This is a genomic window from Methylobacillus draconifructus (assembly GCF_045984385.1).
Classification (GTDB): Bacteria; Pseudomonadota; Gammaproteobacteria; order Burkholderiales; family Methylophilaceae; genus Methylobacillus; species Methylobacillus flagellatus_A.
The window spans coordinates 319,337-338,313 of sequence record NZ_JBJQIJ010000001.1 but is presented as its reverse complement, the minus strand read 5'-3'; the positions used below and the strand labels follow the sequence as shown (position 1 = coordinate 338,313).

The window sequence follows — 18,977 nt, the reverse complement described above, 5'->3', positions numbered from 1 at the left end:
CCATGACGACAAAGAACACAGCCCCCACCTCCGCTGCCATCGAGCAGCTCAAGTCCCAGTTGCGGGAATCCCTCTACCTGGATCTCGACGAGTACGGGCTGGAAGAACAATCCTCGGGAGAGTTCAACAGCACCTTCCTGGGCTTGCAGCTCAACAGCGCCTTCCAGCCTATCTACGATAGCGAGGCCGGGGACTTGTTCGGCCACGAGGCCTTCATCCGCCCATCGCTGGGCGGCCAGCAGGGCATCAGTCCCGAATTCGCCTTCAGCTTTGCCGGGCAGGTAGGCAAGCTGGTGAAGTTCGACCGCGTCGTGCGCACGCTGCACGTGCTCAACTTCCGCCAGATCTATGCGGAAAACGGCTTGCTGTTCCTCAACGTGCACCCTAACCTGCTGATCAGCGTCAATGCGCACGGCAAAGTGTTCGAGCGCATCCTGCACTCGAATTCCGTACCGACCAACCGCGTGGTCATCGAGATACAGGAAAGCGTCGTCGAGCACGAGAACCAACTGGCGGACGCCATCGAGAATTATACGGAACGCGGATACCGCATCGCCATCGGCAACTTCGGCAACAAGCACTCCCACCTGGAGCGGCTGTGGAAACTCTCGCCCGAGTTCGTGAAGCTGGATACCAGCCTGATCAAGGAAGCCGAGCGCAACCCGCGCGTACGCAAGATCCTGCCCCGCTTGATCCAGCTGGTGCACGACATCGGCGCACAACCGGTGATTACCGGCATAGAATCGCAGGCCGGACTGGAAATCGCCATCGAGTCGGGCAGCACGTTGCTGCAAGGCTATTTCCTCGGCAGGCCGGCCACCGCCAAGGAATTACAGCCTGCCGAGGCCTTGAAGCCCGCGCTGCGCCTGAACAAGCGGGCCGCAGCATAACGGCGCGGCCCATAGAAAAATAACGTCGGGGCATATCATTATAAAAACATATTATTTTTGCCCGGCAGTCGCTTCTGCTACATTGCACCAGCCCAACTCCAGCCAAACAAACTAAACTCACAATATGGCAAAAAAACACAAACCGCATAACGTGCTGCCCGGCTTCAACCTCTCTCTCGGCTATACGTTGTTATACCTGAGCCTGATCGTCTTGATTCCATTGTCGGCCGCCTTCTTCAAAACCACCGAACTAAGCTTCGGTGAATTCTGGCACACCGTCACCACGCCGAGGGTCATCGCCTCGTATAAGCTCACCTTCGGGGCATCCCTGTTCGCCGCCCTCATCAATGCGGTTTTTGGCTTGCTGACCGCATGGGTGCTGACGCGCTACACATTTCCAGGAAAAAAGCTGGTCGACGCACTGGTCGACCTGCCGTTCGCCCTGCCTACCGCGGTGGCAGGCATTGCGCTCACCGCGGTCTACTCGGCCAACGGCTGGATCGGCAGCCTGCTCGAACCTTACGGCCTGAAAGTGGCATTTACCCCGCTGGGCGTCGTCGTGGCACTCACATTCATCGGACTGCCGTTCGTCGTCCGCACCGTGCAGCCCGTGCTCGAGGACCTGGAGGCGGAAACCGAGGAAGCCGCCGCCAGCCTGGGGGCCAACCGCTGGCAAACCTTTCACCGCGTCATTCTGCCCGCGCTCTGGCCCGCCCTGCTCACCGGCTTCGCGCTCGCCTTTGCCCGCGCGATTGGCGAATATGGCTCCGTCATCTTCATTGCAGGCAACATGCCGATGATCTCCGAGATCACCCCGCTGATCATCATCACCAAGCTGGAACAGTATGACTACACCGGCGCTACCGCGGTCGCGGTGGTCATGCTCGTCATCTCGTTCCTGCTATTGCTCACCATCAACGGCCTGCAATGGTGGAGCAGCCGCCGCAACAGCGCATCGCGATAGGAACACAAGCATATGTCGACCACCGTTTCCCAACTCGCCCACTACAACGCCAAGGTAGCGCGCAGCCGCGCGACCTCCGAGCCCACCTGGGTTCGCTGGGCCCTGATCATCTCGGCCCTGTTGTTCCTCAGCCTGTTCCTGTTCATTCCCCTGGCTGCCGTGTTCACCGAGGCGTTGCGCAAGGGCTTCGAAACCTACATCGCCGCCCTGGTGGAGCCCGATGCCGTCTCCGCGATCAAGCTCACCCTGATCGCGGCCGCCATCTCGCTGCCGCTCAACCTGGTATTCGGCATCGCAGCAGCCTGGGCGATCGCCAAGTTCGAGTTCAAGGGCAAAAGCATCCTCATCACGCTGATTGACCTGCCGTTTGCCGTTTCCCCGGTCATCGCGGGCCTGATCTATGTGCTGATCTTCGGCCTGCAAGGCTGGTTCGGCGAATGGCTGATCGATCATGACCTCAAGGTGATTTTCGCCATCCCGGGCATTGTGCTGGCCACGATCTTCGTCACCTTCCCATTCATCGCGCGAGAGCTGATCCCGCTCATGCAGGCGCAAGGCAAGGAAGAGGAAGAGGCAGGCCTGGTGCTGGGCGCGTCGGGCTGGCAAATCCTCTGGCACATTACCCTGCCCAACATCAAATGGGGCCTGCTGTACGGCGTGATCCTCACCAATGCGCGCGCCATGGGCGAGTTCGGCGCGGTCTCGGTGGTGTCGGGCCATATCCGCGGGCTCACCAACACCATGCCGCTGCATGTGGAAATCCTCTACAACGAATACAACTATGCAGCTGCGTTTGCCGTGGCCTCGCTGCTGGCTTTCCTTGCGCTCATCACGCTGGCGCTCAAGTCGTATATCGAATGGCAAAGCAGCCGTAGTGCCAGCGCGCGTGAAAAAGCCTCTGACCAATAACGTATAAACAGCATACCTGTCACAAGGATGACATCATGAGTATTGAAATCCGCAACATCAAAAAAGAATTCGGCAGCTTTACCGCACTGGGGGACGTCAGCCTCGACGTGCCAAGCGGCGAACTGGTTGCCCTGCTCGGCCCTTCGGGATGCGGCAAGACCACGCTGCTGCGCATCATCGCCGGCCTGGAATCGCCCGATTCCGGCAGCATCCACTTCCATGGCGAGGAAGCAACCAACCGCGACGTACGCGAACGCCAGGTTGGCTTCGTGTTCCAGCATTACGCCTTGTTCCGCCACATGACCGTGTTCGAGAACGTCGCGTTCGGCCTGCGGGTCAGGCCGAAGAAAACCCGTCCCAGCGAAGCCGAAATCCATCGGCGGGTGCACCAGCTACTGAGCCTAGTGCAGCTCGACTGGCTGGCGGACCGCTACCCGCCGCAGCTTTCCGGCGGCCAGCGCCAACGCATCGCGCTCGCCCGCGCGCTCGCTGTCGAACCCAAGGTATTGCTGCTGGACGAACCCTTCGGCGCATTGGACGCCAAGGTGCGCAAGGACTTGCGCCGCTGGCTGCGCCGCCTGCATGACGAGCTGCACATCACCAGCGTATTCGTCACGCACGACCAGGAAGAAGCCCTGGAAGTCGCGGACCGCATCGTCGTCATGAACCAGGGTAAGATCGAGCAAATCGGCTCCCCGCAAGAGGTATACGATAACCCCTCGTCGCCGTTCGTCTATAAATTCCTCGGCAACGTCAACCAGTTCCATAGCCGCGTTGACCAGGGTCAGGCCCATATCGGCAACATCACGCTCAGCCTGGATGAGCACCATGCCGTGCAAAACAGCAATGCGCTCGCCTACGTGCGCCCGCACGACATCGATATCTACACCGAACCAAATGGCAACCCGGCATTGCAAGCCGTCGTCAGTTACATCCACGCAGCTGGCCCGCTGGTGCGTCTGGAACTGCAACCTGTGAACGATGCCGACATCATCGAAGCGGAAATCACGCGCGAGCGCTTCCGCGAACTTGCCATCGATCAAGGCAGCCACGTCTACCTCAAGCCGCGCAGCGTGCAAGTGTTCCTGGAGAGCAATACCAGCCCAGGCTAGGCTAGGAATACTCCAGCCGACTGACCCAAAGGCCTGTGTGATGCAATATCGCACGGGCCTTTTGTTTGGCTTGAGGAAGAAACGACTTATTCAATCAGTAACCATTGTGATAGCTTAAGTTATAATGACCGCTATCAAGCTGCGCCCAAAACTAAAAACTTATCAAATGATCAAAAAACTGCTGCAACGCGTTTTTAAATCCCCCAAAAAACCTGCCTCCTCCAGTACGGTCCGTCCTCAGGGCAACACCGAGCGCATTCCTGCCAAGGTGCACCGCATAGACCGCAAGCTCATCAGCAATGCAGCGATCAAGACTACTGACGGCTTGCAAAAGGCGGGCTTCGAGGCATTTATCGTGGGTGGCGCGGTGCGCGACCTCCTGCTCAAGCAGCGTCCCAAGGATTTCGATGTCGCGACCAATGCCACGCCTGAACAGGTTAACCGCATTTTCCGCCGCTCGCGCATCATTGGGCGCCGCTTCCGCCTGGTGCACGTGATGTTCGGCGATGAGACCATCGAGGTTTCCACCTTCCGCGGCAGCCATCTGGCGGAACAAGGGGATGCCAAGGTGACGGACAGCGGTCGCATCCTGCGCGACAATGTGTTCGGCAGCCAGGAGGAGGATGCGGCGCGGCGCGACTTCACCGCCAACGCGCTCTATTACGACCCGTCGACCGAAGAGGTGCTGGATTTCCATCATGGCGTAGCCGACATCCAGGCCGGCGTATTGCGCATGATCGGCGACCCGGTCACGCGCTACCGCGAGGACCCGGTGCGCATGCTGCGCGCTGTGCGCCTTTCGGCGAAACTCGGCCTGAAGCTGGATGCGGCAACAGAACGGCCGATTTCCGAATTGGCCGAGCTGCTGCATGACGTGCCGCCTTCGCGGCTGTTCGATGAAATGCTCAAGCTGTTCCTATCCGGCCATGCGATTGAGAGCGCCAACGCCTTGCGCCAGCACGGGCTGCACCATGGCTTGCTGCCGTTGCTGGACGTGGTGCTCGAACAGCCGATGGGCGAGCGTTTCGTCAGGCTGGCATTGAAAAACACTGATGAGCGCGTACTGGCGGACAAGCCGGTTTCGCCCGGCTTCCTGTTCGCCACCCTGTTGTGGCACGAGGTGCTGCTGGCCTGGAAGAAATTCGAGCAGCAAGGCAATAAACCCATCCCGGCATTGCATATGGCGATGGACGAGGTCTGTGACATCCAGGCCGAGAAGATGGCCATCCACAAGCGCTACAGCGTGACGATGCGCGAAATCTGGGGTTTGCAACCCCGCTTCGAGCAGCGCGCGGGCAAGCGCCCCTACAGCCTGCTGGAAAGCCCGCGCTACCGTGCCGGCTACGATTTCCTGCTGTTGCGCTGCGAATCAGGCGAACTGCCCACCGACATCGGCCAATGGTGGACTGAGTTTGCCAACGCCGACGGCGAGAAACGCCAGGCCATGCTGCTGCCCGACACCGCCCCGCGCAAACGCAGGCGCCGCCGCACCAAGAAGCCAGCCTCGGCCGCAACAGAGGAGTGATCATGGCGCGCGCCTATATCGCCTTGGGCAGCAACCTGCGCGATCCCGCCCAAGAAGTCAGGCAAGCCATGGCAGAGCTTGCCACCCTGCCGGGAACCCGCCTGGTGCGGCCTTCTTCGCTCTACCGTACAGCGCCTGTCGGCTATGACAACCAGCCCGACTTCATCAATGCCGTCGCCGAAATAGAAACCAGCCTGGAGCCTATCGCGCTATTGCATGCCATCCTCGGCCTGGAAAACCAGCATGGCAGGGAACGCCCTTTTCCCAACGCGCCCCGGGTGCTGGACCTGGACCTGTTGCTGTATGATGAAGTGACCATGAACAGCGCCGAATTGACACTGCCGCATCCACGCATGCACCAGCGCGGCTTTGTATTGCTGCCGCTGGCGGAAATTGCGCCGGAACTGCATATTGCCGGCCAGGGCAAAGTGGCAGACCTGGCAGCGCAATGCGGGGACCAGGGAGTGGCATTGTGGCAGGAGGACAATGCATGAGCATTTTCGACCGCTTCCACTACATCGTCGTCGAAGGCCCCATCGGTAGCGGCAAGACCACGCTCGCGCATAAGCTGGCCGATATGTTCCCGGTCAACCTGCTGCTGGAAAATGCGGGCGCCAATCCTTTCCTGCCCAAGTTCTACCAGGATGCGCCGCGTTACGCCCTGCCGACGCAGATGTTCTTCCTGTTCCAGCGCGTGGAACAGATCCGCGACCTCAGCCAGCGCGACATGTTCAACCAGGCGACAATTGCGGATTTCTTCCTGGAAAAAGACCCGTTGTTCGCGCGCTTGAACCTCAACGACGAGGAATATGCGCTCTACCGCCAGATGTACAAGCACCTGCATGTGCAGGTGCCCACGCCCGACCTCGTGATCTACCTGCAATCCCCGGTGGAAACGCTGCACGAGCGCGTGAACCAGCGCGGAACCGCCTACGAGCAGGAGATTCCGCGCGAATACCTCGCCCGCCTGTCGGATGCGTACAGCAACTTCTTCCACCAATACGACGGCGCCCCCGTGCTCATCGTCAACAACGAAAAACTCGACATCACCGAAAAGGAAGGCGCCATCCAGATGCTGCTGGACCGCATCATGCAAATGCGCGGCCGCCGCGAGTTTTTCAACCCCAACCTGGAATAGGAGCCTGTTCGGCATGAACCTCCTGGCATTGCAACAGATGAAAGCGCGCGGCGAGAAAATCGCCGTGCTGACCAGTTACGACGCCAGCTTCGCGGCGCTCAGCGACAAGGCCGGCGTTGAGGTGCTGCTGGTCGGCGACTCGCTGGGCATGACCATGCAAGGCCACGCCAGCACCCTACCCGTCTCGCTGCACGATATGGAATATCACACGCGATGCGTCGCCAACGGCGTGCAGAACGCCTTCGTCATCACCGACATGCCGTTCGGCAGCTTCCAGAAAAACCCCGAACAGGCCTTCGAGAACGCCGCCCTGCTGATGGCGGCGGGCGCGCAAATGGTCAAGGTCGAGGGCGGCGCCATCATGCTGGAGACCGTGCGCTTCCTGGTGGAGCGCGGCATCCCTGTCTGCGGCCATCTCGGCCTGACGCCGCAATCCGTGCACCAGCTTGGCGGCTATCGCGTACAGGCCAAGGATGAGGCCGCAGCTCGCCGTTTGCTTGAGGACGCGAAAGCCCTGGCACAGGCAGGCGCTGGCATGCTGGTGCTGGAAATGGTGCCTGCAGCGCTTGCGGCCGCGGTGAGCCAGGCCGTGCAGATTCCCGTGATAGGCATTGGCGCGGGCAAATACTGCGACGGCCAGGTGCTGGTGTTGCAGGACATGCTGGGGATTTACGCGGGCAAATCGCCGCGCTTCGTGCGCAACTTCATGCAAGGCGCCGGCAGCATCGAGCAAGCGATCAGCGACTATGTCGCCGCCGTGAAGGCGCAAACCTTCCCCGATACGGAACACAGCTTCGAGTAACCCATGACGCTACAGGTAATTCCCCAGATTGCGAACCTGCGCGCGCGCCTTGCGCAGGAAGACAGCATCGCCTTCGTCCCGACCATGGGCAACCTGCATGCCGGGCATATCCACCTGGTGGAGCTCGCGCGGCAGCGTGCCGAATGCGTGGTGGCGAGCATTTTCGTCAACCCATTGCAATTCGGCGCTAACGAGGACCTGGCGAATTACCCGCGTACATTGGCGGAAGATTGCGAAAAACTGCAGGCGGCAGGCGCGGACATCGTGTTCACGCCATCCGTCGAGGAAATGTACCCCACCGAGCAAACCATGCGCATCACCCCGCCACCGATTGCGAACGAACTATGCGGCGCCGCACGGCCCGGCCACTTCGACGGCGTCGCCACTGTGGTCATGAAGCTGTTCAGCATCGTGCAGCCGCAGATTGCCGTGTTCGGCAAAAAGGATTTCCAGCAACTGTTCATCATTCGCGAGCTGGTGCGCCAGTTCAACCTGCCGATCGAGATCGTCGCGGGCGAGACCCAGCGGGAGCAAAGCGGCCTGGCCCTGAGCTCGCGCAACGGCTACCTGAACGACGGGCAGAAGCTGGAAGCGCAACGGCTCTACCGCACATTGAAGCTGATCGTCGACAATGTGCAGAAAGGCAACCGCGACTATGCCGCGATCGAGGCGCAAAGCAGCCAATACCTCACCCAGCTGGGCTGGATCGTCGATTACGTCTCCATCCGCTCCGCCGCCACGCTCATGCCGGCCAGCCCGGACGACCGCGACCTGGTGGTGCTTGCCGCGGCACGGCAGGGCAGCACCCGGCTGATCGACAATCTCGAATTTTCCGTTTGAAATAAAGCCTTCTTACAGGGCTCGGCCATAGCGTCATGCTGCCGCCTTAATCGTTGGCTATCTTGTTCTATTGGCTCCATCCATACCGCGGCCATGAACATGAAACCAACCATGTTAAATTGCACCCGTCTATTCAACTGCACCGGCCTCATAGCGCTAGCCATCCACATGGCAGGATGCCACAGCACAGCAACGACACCCTTGACCGCAGCCCACCGCATCCATTCGGCAGATGCCTTGTGGCGCATCACGCACGAGCAATGCGTGCCGCGCCAGTTGGCAGAAAACACGCCCGCGCCATGCGCCAGTGTCAACCTGGAAGATCAATACGTCATATTCAAGGACAGGGTCGGCCCGTTGCAGTACCTGCTGATTCCCACTGAAAAAATCAGTGGCATGGAGTCTACTGATTTGCTCAATCCATCCACCAGCAACTTTTTTGCGCATGCCTGGCAGGAACGCCGCTGGCTGGAAGTGCTTTACGGGAAAACCATTCCTGCCGAAACGCTTTCACTCACCGTCAATGCCCAGCGTGCGCGCACGCAAAACCAGCTGCACATCCATATATCCTGCCTGAAACCTGTAGTCAGAAATCAGCTGGATTCACTCTCCGCCAAGCTGGGCTCCGAATGGCAACCCATATCGAACGGGATGAACGCCCACCAGTACTGGGCACGCACCCTAGACCTGGATGAACTCGCGCACCACAGCCCCTTCCTGCTGCTTGCCAACGGCTTGCCGCAAGCGCGCGGCCATATGGGCGAATTCGGCCTCGGGCTTGCCTCCCTGCAAAACGGCAATCTTGTGCTGCTGGCCAGCAGGCAATCCGACTGGCTGCCTCATCCATCGATGGAGGAAATCCAGGACCATCAATGCCCACAGCTCTTCCATTGACACTCCGCAGAAAGTCACAATTAAGAAGCATTATTATTTATAATCAGCCTTTACTTGAACCCTTCCGCAACTGCCAAGCGTGCTGCAAGACACTCCCCGCCCGACCCTGCTGGCCTCGCTCACGCGACATTACGACGAGCTGGTGGACTATATCTGCCGCCGCTTCGGCGACCGCGGGTTTGCGCGCGAAATCGTGCACGATGTCTGCGTGCATATCATGGAAAAGCCAGCAATCGAGGCCAGGCAGCCGATTGCCCTGCTCAAGCGCATCTCGCACAACATGGCGGTGAATGAATGCCGCTCCGAAAGCGTGCGCACCCGCTTGATCGAATCCATGGCCGAGCTGCCGGATACCACCAGCGTTCCCGATCATGCTGCCGCGCTGGATGCCCAGCGCGAGGTGCAACTGCTGGCGCAAGCCATCGAACAACTGCCGCCGCGCTGCAAGCAAGTGTTCATCATGCACAAGGTTCATGGCCTGACCCAATCCGAGGTGGCCGCGCAACTCGGCATTTCCGTCAAGATGGTGGAGCGCCATACCCGCCTGGGGCTAGCTGCCTGCAAAAAACAACTCGGACGCGATTAAGCATCTATGTCGCAGCAAAATCCGCCGCCCGGCAAAGAACAGCACAGCGCAGAAGACGCACTGGCACAGCACCGCGACACTCTGAAAGAACTATTCCCGCTGCCGGAAATCAAGAAGCCGCGCAAGAAGAAAACCGCCGCGAACGCAACCCTTCTGCTCGCCATGATCGCCGCAGGCTTGCTCTGGCTGGACCCGGCCTACAGGAGCGAACAGCATGCCACCGTCATCGGGCAGCGTGCCGACATTACACTGGCGGACGGCAGCAAGCTCACGCTCAATACCGATACGCAACTGGAGGTTTCCTGGCACCTGCGCTCGCGCCGCGTGGCATTGCGCCAGGGCCAGGCGCTGTTCTCCGTCGCCAAGGCCGCATACCGGCCATTCACCGTGGCGGCGGGAAAGGCGGACATCAGAGTGGTCGGCACCGTGTTCGACGTCTATCGTCAGCAGGACCATGTGACGGTGACGGTGGAAGAAGGCAAGGTGCAGGTCACCAGCAAGGCGGCCGATGGCTATATGCGCGCCATGCTCACTGCCAACCAGCAAATCACCATGTCAGCAGACGGCGCCTTGCAACCGGCACACGACATCAACCCTGCCAACAGTCTGGCTTGGCGGGACGGCAAACTGGTGTTTGAGCAAACACCGCTCAGCCAAGCCATCGCGGAAATCCAACGCTACCGTCGTGAGCCTATCCGCCTGCAATCCGCAGCGCTGGGCAAACTCCGCTTCTCCGGCGTATTCGCCATCGACAATACCGACAAGCTGCTGCAATTGCTGCCGGATATCCTGCCGGTCAAGGTAAAGCAGCAAAAAGATGGCAGTTTGCTAGTTAGCGAAAAATAATCAAAAAAATTCTCATTCCCAGGTTGGGGTAACGACCTTACCAAACGGCTAACTCCCTGTAGGTCATTAAAATCGCTTTACAGAAGGGAAGTTTTACCGTGTCACATCACTACGCACTCAGGCAGGCCGCCGTCGCCATCGGCCTGCTATTTGCCACATCCATCCATGCCGATACCGGCAAGCTGACGTTCGACATCCCAGCCGAGCCGCTGGAACAGGCCGTCAACCGCATCGCCAAGCAAGCCGACGTCCAGGTGCTGCTCGCCAGCAGCTTGGCAAGCGGACTGACCACCCCTGCGATCAAAGGGAACTTCACTGCTCGCGAAGCATTAGAAAAATTGCTGGCAGGCTCGAACCTGAGCTTGCAAGACAAGGGCAACAATAGCTTCATTATCATTAACGCTAAAGAAAAATTCTCAGCAGCATCCGAAACTGCCAACAATGAGCCAACAGAATTTGCATTACAGCAGATAGTCGTTACTGCAACCAGGACGCCAAAAAGCATTGCTGAAATTGCCGGCACAGTACAAACGATCAGCAATGAGCAAATCACGCAACAAGCGGCGGCTGGACGCAAGACCGCTGACGCCCTGGCACAATTGATTCCGTCATTGGCACCAAGCAGCGGCACCACCAGCAATTATGGCCAGACCATGCGCGGACGGCAGGTATTGATCATGATTGATGGCGTTTCACAAACGGGTTCGCGAGATGTTTCCCGGCAATTGAACAGCATTAGTCCCAGCATGATCGAACGTGTTGAGGTTGTATCCGGAGCCAGCAGCATTTACGGCTCAGGCGCGACCGGAGGCATCATCAATATCATCACCAAGCGAACAGACAAGTCCAAACCGATTAGTTATCAGTCAAAAATAGGCGTTGCCTCAGGCACCAATCTCAATCGTGATGGACTCGCCTATGAAATTGGGCAAACCATTTCTTTTAACAAAGACAAAATCGACGGATTCCTGGGAGTGAACTACACCAGCCGCGGCGATCAGCTGGACGGCAATGGGAACCGGATTGCCCTTGACCCTTACCAGACCAGCCGTGCCGACACTGATACTATCGACCTGCATGGACGGTTGAATTTCAATCTGGAAAACCACCAAACCTTAAGCCTTGGGGTTCAGTACTATAAAGACGAACAAGACACCTCATATGCACCAGATTACACTGGTAGTTTCTCAACCAACCCGACTTTCCGCGCAGTCCGGGGCTTGCATTTAAGCAATCAGCCATTTACCGAGCGCTATGCAATCAATACGCAATATCAGCACAAGGATTTCCTGGGGCAGATATTGAATCTTGAAGCTTACTATCGCAAAGAGAAAGCGCGCTTCTTCCCTGTGTACGCTGGCACCGCCTTCGCCAATCAGTCACAATCCAATATTGATGTCGCTGGCTTCAGATCAACAATCCAAACAGACCTGCAAATTCAAGACAAGGATTTAAAGCTGACATACGGCTTCGACTATGACCATGAGAAAGACAGCCAGTACTATGATCTGATGCAGGCGAGTAACAACGGTTTGTCCTATACCTACACAGGTAACAGCTTTGATGCCGGTCCAGACTCAAAAATCCAAAACTTGGGTATCTTCCTGCAAAGCGATTTCGTTGCCAGCGACAAACTCAACGTGCAGGCAGGTATGCGGTATCAATACATCCGGGCTGAAACAGATGCATTTATCCCGACAAGGCAAGCTGCAAGGGCCGCGCAAGGGCTTGCTGCCGACCTGACTCCTGTCGACAGCGGATCAAGCAGCGATGCCAAGGCATTGTTCAATCTTGGGGCAGTCTACAAGCTCCAAGAACAACAACAAGTATTTGCCAATTTCTCGCAAGGGTTCAGCTATCCTGATGTGCAACGCGTCATGCGTGACGTACCATCCGGTTACAACTTGTCTGCGGCCAACATCACCCCTATCACTGTGAATAGCTATGAGCTGGGATGGCGCTTACACATGGAACAAGGACCGAATGTCGGAATCACTGGCTTTTATAACACTTCTGACAAGGTAGTGCAGTTCCAGTCTAACCGAACAATCAATGTTGCCAGCACGGATCAGCGTATCTATGGAATAGAGCTGAATGCAAGCTATCCTGTCTTCGAGCAGTTCAAGCTGGGAGGCACATTGGGTTATACTCGCGGCCAATTCAAGGACGCCGCCGGGGAGTGGCGTGAATTGAATGCGTACCAAGTCTCACCGGTCAAGGCCACCCTGTTTGGCGAATGGAACAACGACCAAGGCTCCGGCGTTAGGGTACAAATGCTGGCAATTCAAGGCTCAGACCGAGCCTACAAAGACTCCCTCGTCACCGCCAATGATGCTAACGTAGTCCCCAATGATGCTGCAATTATCAAGGGATACGCCATCGTGGATGTACTGGCCCATTTTCCGGCACCTAAAGGGCGCATCGATGTTGGTGTGTACAACGTGTTCGATAAATACTATCGCACAGTCTACACCCAGCAGTCCGCTGTTACGTTCGCACCGGTTTCAAGTATTCCGGCTGAAGGCAGAACATTGGCGGTTAGCTACACTATCAATTATTAAACTATCCGATTAACGCCAGACCCGATACCGAACCCGGGCATTCCCATATGTCGGGGTTCGGTATTGTTGGATAGCATCAATTAACAACCTGGAAGACTATCCAATCCCATCAATGTTAATGGTTCATGGCTTGGCGAGATAAGGGGGAAGCCCTCTTTCCATGACATAGGATTTACCTGGATTAACAACCAAGACGTATCCAAGCCTCTACAATCAAGCGTACCGCAATCGCATAACAAGGAACGAGCATGTTACGCAAAAGCTTTCTATTGATCGTCATTTCCGCCGTGCTGCTTGGCGGCTGCTGCGGCTTCGGCCCGCATGGCGGCCATGGCGGAGGTCCGGGCAACTCCGATCGCGGACAGGGCGGCGACAGGCCCGCGCCTGGACGTTGAGCGACTTGTCAAAAAGAAAAAGCCGGCATCTGCCGGCTTTTTACATCATCCCTTGCTGAAAGTATCGCAGGCTTCCACCTTGCCGCTCTTGTAGCCGGTATTGAACCATTGCATGCGCTGGGCGCTGCTGCCATGGGTGAAGCTTTCCGGCACCACGTAGCCCTGCCCGCGCTTTTGCAGGTTGTCGTCGCCGATCTGCGCGGCCGCATTCAACGCAGATTCGATATCCCCGGCTTCCACGAGGCGGTACTGCGCATCGGCATGGTGCGCCCATACCCCTGCCAGGCAATCGGCCTGCAGTTCCTGCAGCACGGAAAGCTGGTTGGCTTCCGCCTTGCTCGCACGGGAGCGCAGTTGATCCACCTTGGGCAGCACGCCGAGCAGGTTCTGTACATGGTGCCCGACCTCGTGCGCGATCACGTAGGCCCGCGCGAACTCGCCCGGCGCGCCCAGCTGCCTTTCCAGCGTGTCATAGAAGCCGAGGTCGATATAGACGGTGCGGTCGAGGGAGCAATAGAACGGCCCCATGGCGCTCTGCCCCACGCCGCAACCGGTCTGCGTGGTATTGGTGCTGCCGCCGAACAGCACCAGCCTGGGTTCCTGGTAGGTGCGGCCCGCCTCGCTGAACAGCTTGCCCCATACGTCCTCGGTGTTCGCCAGCACCGCGGAAACGAACATGGCCTGCTTGTCGTCCGCGGGCGGCGCCGCGCCTTGTTGTTGCGTTGCCGGCGCATTGGCGCCATCGAGCAGGCCGAGGATGGTCAGCGGGTTCACGCCGAATATCCAGCCCGCCACCAACGCCACGACTACGGCGCCCAGGCCGAGGCCACCTTTGCCGCCACGCCCGCGCCTGTCTTCCACATTGCCTGAACGCCTTAATCCATCCCACTTCATGTTCGATCTCCCGTTGAACGCCTACGACTGGCATTGCCGCAATCTAGCATTTTTACAACGATAGGGTAGCACTTGGCCGGCCTGTCGGCAGCAAATCATATTGCCATTGTGGAATACCACCGAATCCTACTAAAATGAGAATCGTTATCATAACATTCCGGCCTGACGTTCATGTCCGCTCCTCCTGAGTCATCCATCATCACCGATTTGTATTCCGCCCATCACGGCTGGTTGTCCAACTGGCTGAACAAGAAACTCGGTTGCCCGCACAATGCTGCGGATATCGCCCAGGATGCATTCGTACGGCTGCTGTTGAAGCATGAAGCGCTGCAAGGACTGGCTACGCCGCGCGCCTACCTGGTGCGCATCGCCAAGGGGCTGCTGGTCGACCAATGGCGCCGCCAGGAACTGGAGAGGCACTACCTGCAAGCCCTGCAACAGCATGAAACGCACACATCAGGTTCGCAGGAGCTGCAACACATGATCGTCGAGACCCTGCTGGAAATCGACGCCATGCTGAACCGCCTCAATCCCAAGGCCAGGCAGGCGTTCCTGCTTGCCCAGATCGACGGGCTGACATACCGTGAAATCGCGACGCAGCTCGATGTCTCAGAACGCATGGTGAAAAAATACATGGCCGCCGCGATGATGCATTGCCTGCTGCTGCGGCGCGAACTCAACGAGGCGCGCGCATGAGCAATGCGAGCAAGAGCGAAGGCGACCTTCTCGCCCTGCAGCAGGCGGCGGAATGGTTCGCCGTATTGCGCGACGAGCATGCGCACGCGCAAGACCGCACCGCGTGGCAGGCGTGGCTGGATGCGAGCCCCCTGCACCGGCAGGCCTGGAATGAAGTCGAGGCGACCCACTCGCCTTTCGAGCAATTGGCCAGCGTTGCGGACAGGCAAGCGTCGCGCAACGCGCTGAACCAGCCGCGGACAAGACGGCAGGCGCTCAAGCTGCTCGGCATCGGCGGCATGGCGTTTGTCGGCGGCATGCTGATCAAGCGCTACGCCCCATGGCAGGATTGGGCCACCACCCTGACCGCGCGTGCAGAAACCCACCGCACAATCGCAGGCAAGACCGGCATGGTGGCGCTTGCCGACGGCGGCAAGCTCTGGCTCAACACCCGCACCCAGGCCAAGGTGGAATACGGCTTCAGCCTGCGCCGCATCACCCTGCTTGCGGGGGAAGTCCTCGTGCAATCCGCGCCGGACAGCCAGGAACCGGCCCGCCCGCTCGTCGTGGACAGCCGGTACGGCCGCCTCACCGCGCTGGGCACACGCTTCACGGTACAGCAGCAGGCGGACCATACCTTGCTCGCCGTCTACCAGGGCGCAGTGGCGATCACCCGCCAACACGGCAAGCCCGTCGTCATTGAGGCTGGCTGGCAGACGCGCTTCGACGCACGGCGCATCGCCCATCCCGAACCGGCGTTGCCTGCGCGCGAAGCCTGGACGCGCGGCATCCTCATCGCCGACAACCGCAGGCTGGACGACTTCATTGCCGAACTCGGCGACTATTACCCCGGCAAGCTCAGCGTCGCAGCCGAAGTGGCGCACCTGCGGCTGATGGGCGCTTATCCTTTCAATGATGTGCCGCAAGTGCTCCACGCGATCGCCGAGACCCTGCCGGTGAGGCTTGAGCGCACCGCACCGGGCGAGATGGCGCTGGTGTCCGCACGTTAGAGCCTATTCAATCTCATTTCATAGGGTACGCATGGCATCAAAACGCGCCCAGTCAAGGCGCAGTCCGCAGGTAATGCTCATTGCCTTGCGAAGGGCTGCAACGCGGAGCGGGCGCATTGGGGCCATGCCCTTCGGATTGTCCCGGCAGAGCAGCCGCTGCTGCGTTGCAAATCCTCGCCGGGCAATAAGCCCGTCTGCGGTTTGCGTCTTGCATCACCTACTCTGCCGGGGCAACGTGCCCTATGAAATGACTTTGAACAGGCTCTTAGGAAAAAATTTCATCCCCGAGGTTCCCTTTTCCACGTTTGCTTCGGTTTAGGGATGAAGCGTTTTAATTCCAACTTCTTCATCAGGGAACCTCAATGCATCATCAGATTTCAATCAAGCCGCTCAGGCAACACCTGCGCGCAGCCATCCTCGCTGTTTCCATCGGCAGCGTTGCAGCCATGCCCGCCTTCGCGGCGGAGCCCAATGCGGCGCAGCACGAATACCATATCCCGGCCGGCCCGTTGAGCCAGGCGCTGAGCCGCTTTGCGGCAGAGGCCGGCATCCTGCTCTCGGCGGACGCCGCGCTGGCTGACAGCAAGACCAGCGCCGGGCTGAACGGGCGGTACAGTGTGGATGCTGGCCTGGAGGCTTTATTAAAAGGCTCGGGCCTGCACCTGCAGCGTCTAGGCGAAAAGCGATATTCCGTCACGGCAATTCCAGCCAAGGGCGACACATTGCCCGAGTTGCATGTATCTGCATCCCAGAATCAAGACGCGGATAATCTGGAATACGATGGTCGGCATAGCTATGCCGCCGTCCGCAGCATCTCGGCCGCAAAAAGCAACGCTTCACTCCTGGAAACGCCTCGCACCATCAATGTCATCACCCGGGAACAGATGGATCACATGGGAGTCCAGACAATCACTGAGGCGCTGCGTTACACCCCTGGCGTAGTGTTGCAGTACAGCAACACGGATTCTCGCTATGACTGGATGACCGTACGTGGCTTCACCCCTCCCACACGCTATCTTGACGGCTTGCGATTGCCTTTCGGCGCCAACGGTTATTCCCAGACTAAAATTGACCCTTACCTGCTGCAACGAGTTGAAGTGCTCAAAGGGCCGGCGTCCAGTCTTTATGGTCAATCTTCACCAGGCGGAATATTGGCGTTGAGCAGCAAGTTGCCCACTGACATCAAACGCGGGGAAATCCAGCTGCAATCTGGCAGATATGATCGCCAGCAAGCCGCATTCGATATTTCCGGTCCTATTGATGAAGAGGGTCGCATACTGTACCGCCTGATCGGGCTGGGCCGCGATGCGGACACCCAAACCCGCCATGTGGAGGATGACAAATACCTGATCGCCCCCAGCCTGACCATCAAGCCTAATGAAAATGTCAGCCTGACATTGTTGGCACATTATCAGAAAATCGACTCTCGCGGCGGCGCAGCGACAGCCTTGCCGGTTCAAGGAACGTTACAGCCATATGGCAATTGGGGCCGCCTGCCGACGAGTACATTTATCGGAGAAAAGAACTACGACCGTTATGTCAATGAGCAATCGTTCCTTGGCTACATGTTCAGCTATATCATCAACCCACAATCGACATTCCGCCAGAATGTCCGTTATACACGTGTTGATACAGACTCCAGACGGGTGCAAGGAACCTGCTTGAGCGCGAACAATTGCCTGCCGACCAACCTCATCCGTTACGCATGGGCGTTCCCCGAAGTATCCGACATGCTGACGATAGACAATCAGCTTGACACCCGTTTCAACACGGCAGGGCTGGAGCACCGCATGCTGCTTGGGGTCGACTATACGTACGAGGAAGCGACTTACCGCGAATCCAACCTGAACATCATCAACCTGATGGACTATAACGCCTACCTTGACCACGGCGCGCTATCGCTGACTGCACCAGCATGGGCAACCAAAATCGACTCCAGCCAAAGGCAACTCGGGTTCTATTTACAAGACCAGATCAAGTGGAGTAACTGGGGGTTACAACTGGGTGTACGTCATGACGATGCAAGAAAGACGAACAAGAACCTGGCTTATGGCTCAGGCGGCACTAGCCGCGTCACTAACGACGACAACGCGCTGAGCGGCAACATTGCCTTGAGTTACACGTTCGCCGGGCAACTGACTCCTTATGTCTCCTTTGCAAGTTCATTCCAGCCAAGCACGGGGGTAGATAGCAACGGCAGTCCTTTGGACGCGACAAAAGGCAAACAATACGAAGCGGGAGTCAAGTATCGGCCATCGGGCATGGATGCGCTATTGAACTTGTCGGCCTACAAGATTAATCAGCGCAACATCGTCACCACAGCCCCCGACGGCTCCCGCATGCAAACAGGCGAAGTGGAGATCAAGGGCGTCGAGTTGGAAGGAAAAGCAAGCCTGGGACATGGTGTTGAAGCATTGGCATCATATGCTTACACAGATAGCGAGATCACCAAAACCAGCGCATCCACCCAGCTAGGCAATGAGCTTGCCTTTGTGCCTCGCCATCAGTCAGCAGCCTGGCTGTACCATACGGCAACTTCCGGCATATTGGATGGTATGTCGTTCGGCCTGGGCGCGCGCTATTTGGCTGGCTCGTTCGGAGAGAATGAAAATCTTTATAAAACCAACGATGTCACCCTGCTGGATGCAACCCTGCGGTATGACCTAGCCAAAGCGAACCCCAAGTTCAAAGGCTTCAGCCTGCAAGTCAACGCCGCCAACCTGGCGGACAAAAAATATGTTGCCACCTGCATCGCTGCCGCAGGTTGTTACTATGGCGACCGCCGCAACATCTATACCACGTTGAAATACCAGTGGTGACAAGTTTGATGGCTTACGTAAACTGATATATAGGGACTGAATCGCCAAAGAAAAAGCCGACCAGAACGTCGGCTTTTTCTTGCATGATCGGTCTGTCATTCCTGCACCATTCAGAAC

The 18,977-nt window shown here is 58.1% G+C and carries 18 protein-coding genes; 17 read left to right on the top strand and 1 reads right to left on the bottom strand.

Features of this window, described 5'->3' with window-relative positions:
• Positions 1-2: 2 nt before the first annotated feature.
• The 14 genes from ACKF11_RS01695 to ACKF11_RS01630 all read left to right on the top strand — a co-directional run bounded on the left by ACKF11_RS01695 (position 3) and on the right by ACKF11_RS01630 (position 13,462).
• A complete protein-coding gene (locus ACKF11_RS01695; RefSeq protein ID WP_309564502.1) occupies positions 3-890 on the top strand; it encodes an EAL domain-containing protein in 888 nt (295 codons plus the stop codon).
• Positions 891-1,014: 124 nt separating this feature from the next.
• On the top strand, positions 1,015-1,854 hold the full coding sequence (gene cysT, locus ACKF11_RS01690) for a sulfate ABC transporter permease subunit CysT (RefSeq protein ID WP_407995734.1): 840 nt from the start codon (positions 1,015-1,017) through the stop codon (positions 1,852-1,854).
• A gap of 12 nt (positions 1,855-1,866) precedes the next feature.
• Positions 1,867-2,763 carry a sulfate ABC transporter permease subunit CysW gene (gene cysW / locus ACKF11_RS01685; RefSeq protein ID WP_309564500.1) on the top strand — a complete coding sequence of 299 codons (897 nt, stop codon included), beginning with the start codon at positions 1,867-1,869 and terminating at the stop codon, positions 2,761-2,763.
• 35 nt (positions 2,764-2,798) lie between these two features.
• Positions 2,799-3,875 (top strand): sulfate/molybdate ABC transporter ATP-binding protein, encoded by a 1,077-nt coding sequence (locus ACKF11_RS01680; RefSeq protein ID WP_407995733.1) that lies wholly within the window; start codon positions 2,799-2,801, stop codon positions 3,873-3,875.
• 166 nt (positions 3,876-4,041) lie between these two features.
• Positions 4,042-5,400 (top strand): polynucleotide adenylyltransferase PcnB, encoded by a 1,359-nt coding sequence (gene pcnB / locus ACKF11_RS01675; RefSeq protein ID WP_407995732.1) that lies wholly within the window; start codon positions 4,042-4,044, stop codon positions 5,398-5,400.
• Between the two features lie 2 nt (positions 5,401-5,402).
• Complete coding sequence (gene folK / locus ACKF11_RS01670; protein ID WP_407995731.1) at positions 5,403-5,894, top strand: 2-amino-4-hydroxy-6-hydroxymethyldihydropteridine diphosphokinase; 492 nt, start codon at positions 5,403-5,405, stop codon at positions 5,892-5,894.
• A complete protein-coding gene (locus tag ACKF11_RS01665; RefSeq protein WP_309564493.1) occupies positions 5,891-6,538 on the top strand; it encodes a deoxynucleoside kinase in 648 nt (215 codons plus the stop codon). The genes folK and ACKF11_RS01665 overlap by 4 nt, the downstream gene beginning before the upstream one ends.
• A gap of 13 nt (positions 6,539-6,551) precedes the next feature.
• Positions 6,552-7,340: a 3-methyl-2-oxobutanoate hydroxymethyltransferase gene (gene panB, locus ACKF11_RS01660; protein WP_407995730.1), complete on the top strand. Its 789-nt coding sequence runs from the start codon at positions 6,552-6,554 to the stop codon at positions 7,338-7,340.
• Between the two features lie 3 nt (positions 7,341-7,343).
• A complete protein-coding gene (panC, locus tag ACKF11_RS01655) occupies positions 7,344-8,180 on the top strand; it encodes a pantoate--beta-alanine ligase (protein ID WP_407995729.1) in 837 nt (278 codons plus the stop codon).
• 93 nt (positions 8,181-8,273) lie between these two features.
• Positions 8,274-9,074, top strand: coding sequence for a CDP-diacylglycerol diphosphatase (locus tag ACKF11_RS01650; RefSeq protein ID WP_407995728.1), 801 nt, complete (start codon positions 8,274-8,276; stop codon positions 9,072-9,074).
• A 79-nt stretch (positions 9,075-9,153) separates the two neighbouring features.
• A complete protein-coding gene (locus ACKF11_RS01645) occupies positions 9,154-9,660 on the top strand; it encodes a sigma-70 family RNA polymerase sigma factor (protein ID WP_407995727.1) in 507 nt (168 codons plus the stop codon).
• 6 nt (positions 9,661-9,666) lie between these two features.
• Positions 9,667-10,506 (top strand): FecR family protein, encoded by an 840-nt coding sequence (locus ACKF11_RS01640; protein ID WP_407995726.1) that lies wholly within the window; start codon positions 9,667-9,669, stop codon positions 10,504-10,506.
• A 98-nt stretch (positions 10,507-10,604) separates the two neighbouring features.
• A complete protein-coding gene (locus ACKF11_RS01635) occupies positions 10,605-13,067 on the top strand; it encodes a TonB-dependent receptor (RefSeq protein WP_407995725.1) in 2,463 nt (820 codons plus the stop codon).
• Between the two features lie 248 nt (positions 13,068-13,315).
• Complete coding sequence (locus ACKF11_RS01630) at positions 13,316-13,462, top strand: hypothetical protein (protein ID WP_407995724.1); 147 nt, start codon at positions 13,316-13,318, stop codon at positions 13,460-13,462.
• Between the two features lie 45 nt (positions 13,463-13,507).
• Here the strand turns inward: ACKF11_RS01630 and ypfJ are convergent, their stop codons facing one another.
• A complete protein-coding gene (ypfJ, locus tag ACKF11_RS01625; protein WP_407995723.1) occupies positions 13,508-14,356 on the bottom strand; it encodes a KPN_02809 family neutral zinc metallopeptidase in 849 nt (282 codons plus the stop codon).
• Positions 14,357-14,527: 171 nt separating this feature from the next.
• Here ypfJ and ACKF11_RS01620 point away from each other — a divergent pair, with 171 nt between their 5' ends.
• The 3 genes from ACKF11_RS01620 (at position 14,528) to ACKF11_RS01610 (ending at position 18,860) form a co-directional block, all read left to right on the top strand.
• Positions 14,528-15,052 carry a sigma-70 family RNA polymerase sigma factor gene (locus tag ACKF11_RS01620; RefSeq protein WP_407995112.1) on the top strand — a complete coding sequence of 175 codons (525 nt, stop codon included), beginning with the start codon at positions 14,528-14,530 and terminating at the stop codon, positions 15,050-15,052.
• Complete coding sequence (locus ACKF11_RS01615) at positions 15,049-16,041, top strand: FecR domain-containing protein (RefSeq protein ID WP_407995722.1); 993 nt, start codon at positions 15,049-15,051, stop codon at positions 16,039-16,041. Before ACKF11_RS01620 ends, ACKF11_RS01615 begins: the two co-directional genes overlap by 4 nt.
• Before the next feature lie 362 nt (positions 16,042-16,403).
• Positions 16,404-18,860, top strand: a complete 2,457-nt coding sequence (locus ACKF11_RS01610; protein ID WP_407995721.1) for a TonB-dependent siderophore receptor — start codon at positions 16,404-16,406, stop codon at positions 18,858-18,860.
• The last annotated feature ends 117 nt before the right edge of the window (positions 18,861-18,977 follow it).

What these genes read in the sequence shown, in the direction of transcription:
- ACKF11_RS01640 (WP_407995726.1), top strand. Translation starts at nt 9,667, where the DNA reads ATGTCGCAGCAAAATCCGCCGCCCGGCAAAGAACAGCACAGCGCAGAA.
- pcnB (WP_407995732.1), top strand. Translation starts at nt 4,042, where the DNA reads ATGATCAAAAAACTGCTGCAACGCGTTTTTAAATCCCCCAAAAAACCT.
- ACKF11_RS01650 (WP_407995728.1), top strand. Translation starts at nt 8,274, where the DNA reads ATGAACATGAAACCAACCATGTTAAATTGCACCCGTCTATTCAACTGC.
- ACKF11_RS01665 (WP_309564493.1), top strand. Translation starts at nt 5,891, where the DNA reads ATGAGCATTTTCGACCGCTTCCACTACATCGTCGTCGAAGGCCCCATC.
- ACKF11_RS01620 (WP_407995112.1), top strand. Translation starts at nt 14,528, where the DNA reads ATGTCCGCTCCTCCTGAGTCATCCATCATCACCGATTTGTATTCCGCC.
- ACKF11_RS01630 (WP_407995724.1), top strand. Translation starts at nt 13,316, where the DNA reads ATGTTACGCAAAAGCTTTCTATTGATCGTCATTTCCGCCGTGCTGCTT.
- panC (WP_407995729.1), top strand. Translation starts at nt 7,344, where the DNA reads ATGACGCTACAGGTAATTCCCCAGATTGCGAACCTGCGCGCGCGCCTT.
- panB (WP_407995730.1), top strand. Translation starts at nt 6,552, where the DNA reads ATGAACCTCCTGGCATTGCAACAGATGAAAGCGCGCGGCGAGAAAATC.
- cysT (WP_407995734.1), top strand. Translation starts at nt 1,015, where the DNA reads ATGGCAAAAAAACACAAACCGCATAACGTGCTGCCCGGCTTCAACCTC.
- folK (WP_407995731.1), top strand. Translation starts at nt 5,403, where the DNA reads ATGGCGCGCGCCTATATCGCCTTGGGCAGCAACCTGCGCGATCCCGCC.
- ACKF11_RS01680 (WP_407995733.1), top strand. Translation starts at nt 2,799, where the DNA reads ATGAGTATTGAAATCCGCAACATCAAAAAAGAATTCGGCAGCTTTACC.
- ACKF11_RS01695 (WP_309564502.1), top strand. Translation starts at nt 3, where the DNA reads ATGACGACAAAGAACACAGCCCCCACCTCCGCTGCCATCGAGCAGCTC.
- ACKF11_RS01610 (WP_407995721.1), top strand. Translation starts at nt 16,404, where the DNA reads ATGCATCATCAGATTTCAATCAAGCCGCTCAGGCAACACCTGCGCGCA.
- cysW (WP_309564500.1), top strand. Translation starts at nt 1,867, where the DNA reads ATGTCGACCACCGTTTCCCAACTCGCCCACTACAACGCCAAGGTAGCG.
- ypfJ (WP_407995723.1), bottom strand. Translation starts at nt 14,356, where the DNA reads ATGAAGTGGGATGGATTAAGGCGTTCAGGCAATGTGGAAGACAGGCGC.
- ACKF11_RS01615 (WP_407995722.1), top strand. Translation starts at nt 15,049, where the DNA reads ATGAGCAATGCGAGCAAGAGCGAAGGCGACCTTCTCGCCCTGCAGCAG.